Below are 13,099 nucleotides of genomic sequence, written 5' to 3' on the forward strand. Positions count from 1 at the left end.
TTGTTTCATTCAGTTCTTCAAATTCGGATTAATAGACGAATCTACAAAAGGACGGGGAAGATACATTTTACTGTCATTCCACGTACCAGATACGGAAACAGCTTCTTTCCTGAAGACTCCGGGAGCCACTTCAATCTCCGGATTTAATTTTCTGTATTCAAAATGATCTTTAATGCGATTCATGCGAAACATATCCCTTGCTCTAGTGGCAATATTTCCCCAATAATATCCGGCTATTTCCCAGCCATGTTCATTATAGGCAGCTTCTGCCAGATCATCATACGACATGGTTGTCTTATAGATATCCCGGTCTGCAACAACAGATCCATTGGCACGATTGCGTACCTCATTCAATAAGTTGACAGCTTCCGTGATACTGCCTGTTTTTGAACGACCTACGGCTTCGGCATACCAGCAATATACTTCTGCCAAGCGAATAATCTGATGCGTCTTTTCTCCATTCTGATTCATCGAAATCTTCGGATTCGTATAATCGAATTCTTCTCCAGTGGTCGTTTCTACTTTCTTCATGAAACAGGGAGCAACAACCACACGCGGCGCTTCCGGATTGGGGTCTTCCCACCAATCACGCAACTTAGTTTCATTCTTCAATATGATTTTCGGGAAATAAGATGCATCTTTGCGTGAGCCTTCCGGGAAATCATACCAGAATTTAATTTCTCCGTTCGTATCTCCCCATCCACCGCCACCATAAGCATAGTCTGCCAGGAAATCAGCTAAAGGGGCATTGGTAAGTGCATCTATTCCCAAATTATAGTAAACGCCAAGCAACACTTCAGGATTATTCTTATTATACTCCATCGAATATACTTGCTTATAATCAGGTAATAACTTGTAGTAATAAGTACCTTTCTTCGAAGCATCGATTACTTCCTTTGCCTTTGCAGCGGCTAGTTGATAATATTCTGTTCCCTTGTTCAACGGCCATCCTGCCATTGCCATATACACATAAGCCAATGTTGCTTTTACAGCTCCTTGACTAACAGCAATGTTTACCCCGTTTCTTGCGTAGGGTTCTTTAGTATAATTAGCAGGCACCATTGTCTCTGCCTTTTTCAGGTCAGAAACAATCAGTTCGTAAATTTCAGAAACGGTTGCCAATGGCATGTTATAATTGATTTCATCTTTCACAACCATAGGTACCTCTCCCCAAGCCATTACAAAATAAAAGTAAGAATAGGCACGCCAATAATAAGCTTGTCCAATGGCCGCATCTTTCTCTTCCTGGCTCACTTCCGGAGTTCGTCCGGCATTATCTATAATGAAATTAGCCGCTTTTACCAATCTCCAACGAGCACCCCACAATTCAGTCACCCAAGTGTTGTTGTCCGAAACATTATAAGTATCTACCTCACGCAGCCCCTGCTTATTAGCTGCAGGGTGTGTAGAAATATCATCACCCATCACTGATTCGAAACCTGCCCAAATATTTGCATACATATCACTCGCAACTTTGGAATACATTCCATTCAGAGCCAAGTCCAGATCACCTTTTGAATTGAAGAAATTAGTTACCGCCAACTGCCCTTTAGGATCTTCTGTCAGTAAATCCTGGCAAGACACCATCCAAAGTGCTATCAATGCTAGTCCGACAGATTTGAATATTCTATATATTGTTTTCATATCCATGTATAGTTAAAAGATTAAAAGTTAAGTTTCATACCAAAAGTGAATGTTCTTGGAACAGGATAAGATCCCATATCCACACCATTAAAGCCATAATCGGATTCACTGTACACTTCTGGGTCCATACCTGTGTATTTCGTTAATGTAAACAGGTTTTGAGCACTGACCGACAGTTGAATATCGGCTACTTTCGTTATCTTCTTAGGAATATTATACGTAAGGCTTATATTTTTCAGTTTCACAAATGATGCATCTTCAAGCCAGAAATCGGAATCAGGATAGTTTCTATTATCTGAATTTTTATGACTTGCATACACAGCATCTGCTTTATTGGCTACTTTATCCCAACTTTTGTAATAAGCATCAGATAAAGAGATGAAACGATATACACCTGTCATAGATCCCATCGCATAGCGGCTTACATTCAGTCTATCTTGTCCTAATGCAGCATTGATAAAGAGATTGAGCGTCCAATTTTTCCAAGTAAATGTATTATTCCATCCGAAAGTCCAATTAGGCTCGGCCTGCCCTTTAGTAACCAGATCGTCAGCACCCGGATTGGTTGTCAAACTTCCATTAGATTGATGTTTATACAAGTTGGCGCCCTGGTCATTAAAGTTTGCCCATTCATAAAGATAGAAAGAACCAATCGGATACCCTACTTTTTTAATTTGAATGGGACCACCGCCAATACTTGTATAATTCTCCCCAACGATAAAATCACTACCTGCCAGATCGATTATCTTATTCTTTAAATAAGATGCATTCAGCGATGTTTCCCAACCAAATATATCTTTGTCTGTCAAAGGAGTAGCTGTAATGGTGAATTCAACACCAGAGTTTCTAACTTCACCTTGGTTGACCCAGAAAGAGCCACCTCCGTTATACTGAGGAGCAGGTTTGCGAAGCAACAGGTCCTTAGTATCCTTTCGGAACCATTCGGCTGTAAAACTCAAGCGACCGTCTAAAACACTGGCGTCCAAACCTATGTTATACTGATAGGTGCTTTCCCAAGTTACATCCGGTGTAGCGAGATTTCCAGTCCAATAACCGGTATGGATTGCATCGCTACCATAACCGTCATAATTTGTAGGAGCCAACATACCCAATGTTGTGTAAGCACCGATACTTTGATTACCAACAACACCAAAACTGGCTCTTAGTTTCAATTGCTGGACAATGTTTTGTTTACTCATAAAGTTTTCTTTAGCAACATCCCAAGCAACAGCTGCTGACGGAAAATATCCCCATTTATTCTTCTTCTGAAACTTAGATGAACCATCGGCACGGAAAGTACCTGTCAGCATATACTTTCCTTTGTAATTGTACATAATTCGACCAAGCCCGGACACAATAGCTTCTGCGGAATAGCCATTCTCTCCATCGCGTGTCTTTGCATTTTTTGCATTCCAATAACCAACAAACTCATTGGCTAAATCACTTCCGGTCAGTTTTAGATTTCTGCCTTCGGCACCACTTGCTTCAAATACAGCTGTTGCAGTCAGATGATGATCGCCGAAACTTGTGTTATAAGTCACATTATTGGTATTCTGCCAGAATAGATTCATCCTGCTCGCATTTTCCATACCACTAATTTGTCCGGGTTTTGCTAATGACGAGGTGAAAGAGTAACTCGGAACATGAGAGTAATTAGCAGCACCCTGTACAGACAATGTCAACCCTTTCATTATTTTGAAAGTCAAATCCATATTAGTATTCAAAGCATACACGTATGAGTCACCATAATTTGCGACACGTGCACCATAAGGGTTTCCGTTTACTGAATTATAAGGGTCCATATTATAAACGCCCGTTACCGGATCTTTCATTTCCATCGTAGGAGAATAGTTCAGGAAGTTCATAATGTCAATACCCCCATTATGACTGTGAGTACGTGAAGCATTAATTTTGGTAGAAAGTGTCAACCACTTGGTGAGTTCATTATCCAAATTTATCCGTAACTGTGCACGTTGATACTTGGTCGTGATGGTCATGGCTGTCATATTCAGTACATTGGCTGAAATAAGATACTTATTTTTAGCCGTTCCACCCGAAATACCTAATTTATAGTCCTGACTAATACCGGTCTGCAACATCAAATTCTGCCAGTCAATGCCTTTGGAGCCATTCTTATAGGCTTCCATCTCATCATCTGCAAATGAGATACCATTATACTCCTTTAATGCAGTCGCATATTCATAAGCATTCAGTAAGTCATATTTTTTAAGAATGTTCGATACGCCTATAGCCACATCCGCATAAATCTGCACTTTACCTTCCACCCCTTTTTTAGTAGTTACCAATACCACACCATTAGCACCGCGTGAGCCATAAATAGCCGTTGCCGAAGCATCCTTCAGAACTTCAATAGATTGAATGTCAGCTGGATTTACATCCAGTCCACCAGACATAATGCCATCGATGACATACAAGGGGTCATTGCTGGTATTAAGAGAAGTAGTACCACGAACACGAACTTTAACTGTACCACCAGGTAAACCATTTACGCTCGTCACTGCCACACCTGCAGTACGTCCTTGCAGAATATCTTCCACCCGCTTTACCGGCTGATCCTTAAATTGTTTGGAAGAAACAGAAGCCACAGCACCTGTTATATCTGATTTTTTCACTACACCATAGCCGATGACCACTACCTCACTCAATTGGTTCTGATCTTCCTGCATTGTAATCTTCAAACTGGTATTCGTTCCCAGTTTAACCTCTTTAGTCACGTATCCGATATAAGAGAATGATAGTGTAGAGCCAACAGGAGCACTAATCGAGAACTTTCCGGAAATATCCGTTACGGTACCAGTTTGTGCATCTTTAAGAGTTACGTTGACACCGATGATAGGTTCATTGCTGTCGGCATCCATAACAGTACCCGAATACTGCTTTGCAACCTGTGCATAAGTAGATGTAACTGCTGCAAAAAGAAATAGTAGCAAGCAGCCAAGCGTTTTTCTTAGATTATCCATATACTTTTCATTTAGTTAGAATATAATAATATTAGATTTTTAGGAATTTTAGATACAAGTCAAGGCATTCAAAATGTTCCCAACATTACTCCGCCACCTCTTCATTCTACAGTTTTAGGATGTATTCATAGTAAATAGTCTTTTTTTTAAGGTTTAATACTATTCCGTATTTAGTGTCAACTATGCAAATATAGGTGCAAAGCGTGGAAATAGAGATCAAATAACATCCATAATTAGTCCGCTACTGTTCAAAAGGAGTATTCTGGATATCCTTTCTAGCTATCTAATGAGCTTTGTGGACAAAAGAAGATGAAATCTATTGTACAGTTTCATAACTTCTTTTATATTTGCTCTATCAAAAGAACATAACTATGTCAAAAGCACACGTACTAAAGAGGTATTCTTTTCTAATCTGGATATTATTCTTTGTTCTTTCTACCAAGGCTGAACAACAAGACTACTACTTCAGACAAATTTCTTTGGAACAGGGATTGTCACAATCAAGAGTGCAGTGCATTTACAGAGATCATCAAGGAGTCATATGGATAGGTACCAAATGGGGATTAAATAGTTATGACCAATCTGAACTGAAAAGTTATTTTCATGACCGGGAGCAGCCCAACTCATTGCCCGACAATTTCATTCGTTTTATTACAGAGGATCGTTTAGGCGATTTATACGTTTCTACCAATAAAGGAATTGCCATCTACAATAAAGCAGAAAATCAGTTTCAGCCATTGAAATATAACGGGAAGCCATTTAACGCTTGGTCTTATCTTCAAATAGGTGACAATTTCCTGTTTGGAGGAGAAGAAACTTTATACCAATACAATCTGACGGATAAAAGTATTACGACGATCTTCCCCGACATCGATGGAGACAAGTTAAAATGTATCAATCGCATCTTTCAGTGGAGTCCCGATGTGCTGATAACCAGCAGTAAAAAAGACGGGCTTTGGATGTACGACTTGATAAAAAAGAAAATGTATCGATGTCCATTTGTAAAAGAGCGCGAGATAAACACCATATTTGTTGACTCTCAAAACCGGCTTTGGGTATCATTCTATGGCAAAGGAATAGCCTGTTACTCGAAAGAGGGGAAAAGGCTTTTCAGTTTATCCACCAAAAACTCCGGGCTCAACAACGATATCATTTTTGATTTTCTTGAAAAAGACAACCAACTTTGGATAGCTACTGACGGAGGAGGTATCAACATACTTGACTTCCAGACTATGAAATTCTCTCATCTTAAACATATTTCCGATGATGAACAATCCTTGCCGAATAACTCTATCTACCGGCTTTATAAAGATCAGATGGACAATATATGGATAGGCAGTATACACGGAGGATTATTCGCCATTAAGAAAGTGTTCATCAAAACCTATAAAGATGTTCCACTGAACAATCCCAATGGAATTAGCGAACGTACCGTGGTTAGCATCTTTGAAGATAAGGATACATTGCTCTGGATTGGAACAGACGGAGGAGGTATCAACTCATTTGACCAAAAAACGAATACATTTCATCATTACCCTACTACATACGGGGAGAAAGTTACCTCTATCACAAATTTTTCTGAAAATGAGCTCTTATTATCATGTTTTAATAAAGGGGTATTTACCTTTAATAAGAGAACCGCACAGATGCAACCTTTTCCCATTATCAATGACTCTATTTCGAAAAGAGAATTTTCATCCGGTGATTTGGTAAATCTATATGCTACAAAAGATAATATTTACATATTAGGAGCAAAAGTCTATATCTACAACAAGCATACCCGGCAAACATCTATTCTCTACGCACCCCAAATAGACATTCAACGCCAAATAGCTATGCAGGCAATTTATTCCGACGATACGCATCTGTATCTAATGGGAACCAATAACCTGTTTAAACTAAACTTCAAAACCAACGAACTGTCTTCATTAGTCAATATGAAAGAGGGAGATGATTTCACATCGGCCTGCCGGGATGATAAAGGTAACTTTTGGATAGGAAGTAATTTCGGACTGCTCTTCTATAATAAACAGACTGGAAAAACAGAAAAAATACATACCAACTTGTTCAACAGTGTATCCAGCCTTGCCTATGATAAAAAAGGAAAAGTCTGGATAGGAGCGCAGAACATGTTCTTTGCGTATATTATCAACGAAAAACGTTTTGTTATCCTGGACGAATCCGATGGAGTTCCTTCCAATGAATTGATATTTACCCCTATTCCTGCTCTTCGTACTCCCAATCTGTATATGGGAGGTACTATGGGACTGGTACGCATTAATACGGATATTATTTTCGAAAGCAATTCGTCTCCTATTCTCAAGCTACTTGAAGTAAAACTGAATGGTAAATCAACTCTGAAACAGGTTAATAATAACTGTATTTCGATTCCCTGGAATCATTCATCGTTCAACATTAAAGTGATTGCTGACGAAAAGAACTCCTTCCGAAAACACCTTTTCCGGTATGTCATCACAGGAAAAGACAAAATGGTGATCGAGAGTTATCTCCAGACACTCGAATTGGGTACATTAGCATCAGGAGAATATACCATCAGCGTATCCTGCGACACCTCCAACGGTGAATGGAGCCAGCCGATAGAGATCTTAACTATTATAGTCTCACCTCCTTGGTGGAAATCTATCTGGTTTATTATACTATGCATTTTCTTTGCATTTCTAGTGGCAGGAGTGGTCTTCTTTAGTTTGATAAGAAAAAAAGAAAATCGGCTGAAACGTGAGATGCGGGAACATGAGAAGAAGATATATGAAGAGAAAATACGCTTCTTAATCAATATCAGCCATGAGCTACGTACCCCTTTGACACTCATCTATGCTTCCCTGAAACGAATTCTAAATAAAGAGGTGAAGCAAGACGAGCTACCGGAATATCTACAGGGGGCATTCAAACAGGCAAATCAGATGAAAGATATTATCAACATTGTGCTTGATGCACGCAAAATGGAGGTAGGACAGGAAGTGCTACACATCTCTTCGCATCCTTTACACAAGTGGATACAGGAAGTGGCAGAAACATTTCAAACTGCATCTAAAGCCAAAGAAATTGAAATTACATACGACTTTGACGACAGTATACAATCTATCGCGTATGATGACACTAAATGCAAAGTTGTTCTTTCCAATCTGATTATGAATGCTTTGAAATATAGTCCTAATCAGACTCGTATTGTTATAAAAACCATCCGTACAAATGAAAGTATACAAGTACACGTACAAGACCAGGGAATCGGATTGGATAATGTAGATATAAAGAAGCTCTTTACCCGTTTCTACCAAGGCAAACATAATGAGGGAGGAAGTGGTATCGGTTTATCTTATGCTAAAATGTTGATTGACTTACATGGAGGTAGGATGGGCGCTTTCAATAATAAAGACAGAGGGGCCACATTCTTTTATGAAATACCGGCTAATCTACAAGAACAAGAAGTATCATGTCCTCAACATTCCTACCTCAACGAACTTTTAAGTTCTCCGGAGGAAGAAGAGAAAATAGAATCCGGGGCTTTCTCTCTACAAGGATACTCACTGTTGATTGTAGAAGATAAACAGGACTTAAGAGAATTCTTAAAAAATGCTCTTAAGGATAAATTCAAGAAGATCTATCAGGCAGAAAATGGATTGGTAGCGCTGGAAGTTATTAAGCAACAGCAACCGGACATTATAGTAAGTGATGTAATGATGCCACAAATGAATGGCTATCAGCTATGCAAGGAAATTAAAGAGAATCTGAATATTAGCCATATCCCTGTTATTCTACTTACCGCCAGAGCCGATTCTGAAAGCCAGATGTTAGGATACAAATTAGGAGCCGATGCCTATTTGCCCAAACCATTTGAAATGGAAATGCTCCTTAGCGTGATCCAGAACCAGATGAGAAATCGTGAATATATTAAATCCAGATACAGGGGCAATCAATTCATTCTGTCTCCGCAAGAGGCTACTTTCAGCAATGCGGATGAACAATTTATGATCAAATTGAATGAAATGATCGATCAGAATCTGTCTCAACCAGATTTGGACGTAAAATTCCTGACTGCCCAAATGGCTATGAGCCGGACATCCTTATATAATAAGGTCAAGGAACTGACCGGCATGGGAGCAAACGATTATATCAATCGTAGAAGAATCGACAAAGCAATCATTCTTTTAACTCAGTCTGACATGAGCATTACTGAAATATCAGAGCAGGTAGGTTTCACTTATCAACGATATTTCAGTACGTTATTTAAAGAAATGAAAGGAATGACTCCTTCTCAATTCAGAGCACAACATGGTTCCACCCAACAACAATCAGAATAGATTCAGCACTTTAGTTTATCATTTATATAGAAATTATACTCCCCGGAACAGAGCGATTAGGATTTCCAGTGCAGATTTGGACGTTTCATGATTTGAAATGACTAAAATCTGATGAGTAGAATAAAGCATTCGACTACTTTTGCAGCAAGCAATTGATAGAAAACGAATACACTTAAATTCAATTATTATGAGAAACTACTATTTAACTCTGTTACTAATATGCATTTGCGGCCTTTGCTTTGCACAGCAACAGACCAATGACATCAGTACTAAAAATCCGCCAAACAAAGAATGGAACTTCAACAATCTGGATGGATGGAAATACGGACATCAGGATAACAACCCGGATAATCAATGCATATTAGAGAATGGTTACTTACGGATCTTTACACGGGCTAACTCGGTGGATCGGAAAAAGGTTCACACTGTAGAACGGATTTATACAACAGGAAGATATACCTGGCGTACTCATATCCCGCAAATGGGAATAGGAGATCAATGTAGCGTGGGTTCGTGGATATACCATGACGACCAACATGAATTGGATTTTGAAGTCGGATATGGTAAAGATACAGTTCGCAAGGAGTTAAATGCAACTCCCGACGAAATGATTGCTTATATGACATCGCAGGCATATCCTTTTTCTTCCGTTCCTGTAGTAATCAAGACCGGATGGCATCTGTTCGAAATTGATCTGACATTAAAAAACGGGAACTATTACATCACCTGGTTAATAGACAACGAGCCCAAACATGAACTTCAACTGGAATTTGGGAAAGACATTGCATTCCATATTTTTTGCAGTGTAGAGAATCTTAAATTTATTGGAGACCAACCGGCACAGCAGGAAAATTCCGGATTGTTTGATTTCGTCAGATATACATATCATGACTAAATAAATGAACTTAGCACACATTTCTTAAAATCCCCCCAATTACATACCATGAGAACAACGTTCATTTCACTTTCTCGGATATTCATGAACATTTGTCTCAATGCGCAGGATAGAGCAGTTGATGAAGGTCATGCTCTCTAAATATAAAATAGCCCTCGCTACAAATCTGTAACGGGGGTATTTTTTAGAGGAGTCATTTCTCCTCTTGCTAATGTTTTGTTTATGTGCTTTTTATATCTGAATACATCAATCAGATAATCCCTCTCACTCTATCGTCAAATGCAGAAAGCGCAGCTTTCGCTCCTTCGCCCATAGAGATAATAATTTGCTTATAAGGAACCGTAGAAACATCTCCGGCTGCATAGATACCCGTCACATTCGTACGGCAATGTGCATCAATCATGATTTCGCCCGGACGGTTGGTTTCCACTATGTCGCGGAATACACTGCTATTCGCAGAAAGCCCGATTTGTACAAATACACCATCCAACTCAACCAAACGTTCTTCTTCCGTTTTGCGATCTTTGATGCGCAGGGCAGTCAGTTTATCACCATTTCCTATCACTTCCGTAGTCTGTGAACTTACAAACACTTCCACGTTCGGCAATGATTTAAGTCGATCTTGAAGTACACTGTCTGCTTTCAACTCATCCATAAATTCAAAAACAGTGACTTTGGAGCAGATACCAGCCAAGTCAATGGCTGCCTCAATGCCGGAATTTCCTCCACCTACCACTGCTACATGCTTTCCCTTATAAAACGGCCCATCACAATGAGGGCAGAAAGCAACACCACGACCTATATACTCCGCTTCTCCCGGAACATTCAGTTTACGCCAGCTTGCACCGGTTGCAATAATCAGTGCCGGAGCCAGGAATTTCTCCCCAACAGAGGTAGTGATCTGCTTTTGTTTTCCAATCACTTCTACTTTTTCTACTTTACGATGCTCCAGCAAATCCACCGGATAACGCAACAAGTGAGTTTTCAGATTATCGGCAAGTTCATTTCCTGTCGTTTCCGGAACAGAAATTAGATTCTCAATACCTACCGTTTCTTTCACCTGTCCGCCAATACGCTCGGCCACGATAGCTACACGGAGTCCTTTACGGGCAGAATAAATAGCTGCCGATACTCCTGCAGGTCCTCCACCGGCTACAATCACATCATATTCTTTCACCTCTGCATTCGCTTTGGTTTCGTCAATACCATATTGTTCTTCCAACTTGGCAAGCAATTCGCCAAATTCACCACGGCCTACATGAAGTAATTTTCCATCTGCAAAAACAGAGGGTACTCCTTGTATCTTCAGTGCATCTACTTCGTCCTGATAAAGCGCGCCGTCTACCATTTCATGAGTAATAGCAGGATTCAAAGTGACCATTGCATTCAGAGCCTGCACTACGTCAGGACAGTTCGTACAAGTCAACGAAACATAAGTGGTCAGATGTATCGGACCTTTCAGTGCTTTCACACGGTTGCAAACAGCCTCATCAGGAAAGTTCTTTCCTTTGCCGTCCAGATTCAGGATAGCCAAAAGCAATGACGTGAACTCATGTCCGTTAGGAATACCCCGGAATGTGATTCCGGTACGATCACCATTCCTTAATAAAGTAAACTTCAATGCTTCTCCCTCATTCACCGAGCAAGTGATATGATCGGAACAATCCGCTACATCTCCCAGCAGCTCCAATAATTCTGTTTTGTTTTCGTGGCTGGATGATACGGATATATCAAAAGTAAAATTTGCCTCCAGCCCAGCAAAAATACCCTTTAGTTGTTCTTTTAATGCAGATTCTAACATACCTTTTTTCCTTTCATTTTTTTAAAAGAAAGGCCGGCAGCGTCTCCCGTTACCGGCCTCCCATAATCACCATTATCAAGATCTATCAAATCTTACCTACCAGGTCGATGCTTGGTTTCAAGGTAGACTCACCCTTCTTCCATTTAGCCGGGCAAACTTCTCCGTCATGGCTGGCTACAAACTGTGCAGCTTCCACTTTACGAAGCAATTCACTTGCATCACGGCCAATATTGTTATCATTCAGTTCCACCACTTTAATCTTTCCTTCCGGATTGACAACGAATGTACCGCGATAAGCCATACCTTCTTCTTCGATATATACACCCAGTGCACGGCTCAAAGCGCCAGTCGGGTCTGCCAACATCGGGTATTGAATCTTGCGAATGCTTTCAGAAGCATCATGCCAAGCTTTGTGCACGAAATGAGAGTCAGTACTTACCGAATAGATTTCTACACCCATCGCCTTGAACTGATCGTACTTTTCAGCCATATCCACCAATTCAGTAGGACATACGAAAGTAAAGTCAGCAGGATAAAAGAAAAGAATCGCCCATTTACCTTTCAGGTCATTGTTGGTTACAGTCTTGAAAGCTCCGTTGTGAAAAGCCTGAACGCTGAATTCAGGAAGTTGAGAATTTAAAATTGGTTCCATAATCTTTATTGCTTTTATTGTTATTAATTGGTTTGACTTATAACATCAGAAACAATCTTTTGTTTTTTGTTTCTGATGCAAAGATAAAGGCAGAAACCCCGCCTTTTCAAAAAAAGTCCAATCGAATATTTCTATGCTGTGATAGATGAAATTAATAAAAGCATTTTATACCTTTGCGTGCATAAACAAAAAAACTGGAAGTATATACGATTATGAAACATCCTCTAGCTCAATTCCTATATTGCCCCGAATGTGGTTCTCCGCATTTCGAAGTAAATAACGAAAAGTCCAAAAAATGTACAGATTGCGGCTTCGTCTATTACTTTAACCCTTCCGCCGCCACCGTAGCACTCATCTTAAATGAGAAAAACGAATTGCTTGTTTGCCAGCGTGCTAAAGAGCCGGCAAAGGGAACTCTCGACCTTCCCGGAGGGTTTATCGATATGAACGAGACAGGTGAAGAAGGCGTAACCCGTGAAGTACTGGAAGAAACAGGGTTGAAGGTAAAAAAAGCAGTTTACCAGTTTACACTTCCCAATATTTATGTCTATTCAGGTTTTCCTGTACACACACTTGATATGTTTTTTCTGTGCACCGTAGAAGACATGAGCCATTTTTCGGCAATGGATGATGTAGCAGATTCTTTCTTCCTGCCTCTCTCCGAAATTAATCCGGAAGATTTTGGACTGGATTCTATTCGCCGAGGACTTAAAAAGTTTTTATCCGGCAGATAATTCGTTAAAATATAACAAATTACAGAAACATTTCCCCTTTCATTCTGTCTTATATTTTAATGAGCTTTAAATT

7 protein-coding genes are annotated in these 13,099 nt (G+C 39.8%); 3 read left to right on the forward strand and 4 right to left on the reverse strand.

Annotated elements, in window-relative coordinates:
- Positions 1–9: 9 nt before the first annotated feature.
- Together DW862_RS03070 and DW862_RS03075 are read right to left on the reverse strand one after the other, a co-directional pair.
- A complete protein-coding gene (locus DW862_RS03070; RefSeq protein WP_008642575.1) occupies positions 10–1,644 on the reverse strand; it encodes a RagB/SusD family nutrient uptake outer membrane protein in 1,635 nt (544 codons plus the stop codon).
- A gap of 20 nt (positions 1,645–1,664) precedes the next feature.
- A complete protein-coding gene (locus DW862_RS03075) occupies positions 1,665–4,625 on the reverse strand; it encodes a TonB-dependent receptor (protein ID WP_004302470.1) in 2,961 nt (986 codons plus the stop codon).
- A 371-nt stretch (positions 4,626–4,996) separates the two neighbouring features.
- Here DW862_RS03075 and DW862_RS03080 point away from each other — a divergent pair, with 371 nt between their 5' ends.
- Positions 4,997–8,944, forward strand: a complete 3,948-nt coding sequence (locus DW862_RS03080) for a two-component regulator propeller domain-containing protein (RefSeq protein WP_120067279.1) — start codon at positions 4,997–4,999, stop codon at positions 8,942–8,944.
- Positions 8,945–9,131: 187 nt separating this feature from the next.
- Positions 9,132–9,839: a hypothetical protein gene (locus tag DW862_RS03085; RefSeq protein WP_049701303.1), complete on the forward strand. Its 708-nt coding sequence runs from the start codon at positions 9,132–9,134 to the stop codon at positions 9,837–9,839.
- Positions 9,840–10,089: 250 nt separating this feature from the next.
- On the opposite strand, the gene ahpF is transcribed toward DW862_RS03085, so the two are convergent.
- Together ahpF and ahpC are read right to left on the reverse strand one after the other, a co-directional pair.
- Positions 10,090–11,640: an alkyl hydroperoxide reductase subunit F gene (gene ahpF, locus DW862_RS03090; RefSeq protein ID WP_120067280.1), complete on the reverse strand. Its 1,551-nt coding sequence runs from the start codon at positions 11,638–11,640 to the stop codon at positions 10,090–10,092.
- An 85-nt stretch (positions 11,641–11,725) separates the two neighbouring features.
- A complete protein-coding gene (gene ahpC / locus DW862_RS03095; RefSeq protein WP_004307892.1) occupies positions 11,726–12,292 on the reverse strand; it encodes an alkyl hydroperoxide reductase subunit C in 567 nt (188 codons plus the stop codon).
- A gap of 212 nt (positions 12,293–12,504) precedes the next feature.
- On the opposite strand from ahpC, the gene DW862_RS03100 reads away from it, so the two are divergent.
- A complete protein-coding gene (locus tag DW862_RS03100) occupies positions 12,505–13,026 on the forward strand; it encodes an NUDIX domain-containing protein (protein WP_120067281.1) in 522 nt (173 codons plus the stop codon).
- Positions 13,027–13,099: the final 73 nt, after the last annotated feature.

Origin of the sequence: Bacteroides sp. AM37-9 (genome assembly GCF_003603455.1) — a bacterium.
Taxonomy (GTDB): domain Bacteria; phylum Bacteroidota; class Bacteroidia; order Bacteroidales; family Bacteroidaceae; genus Bacteroides; species Bacteroides xylanisolvens.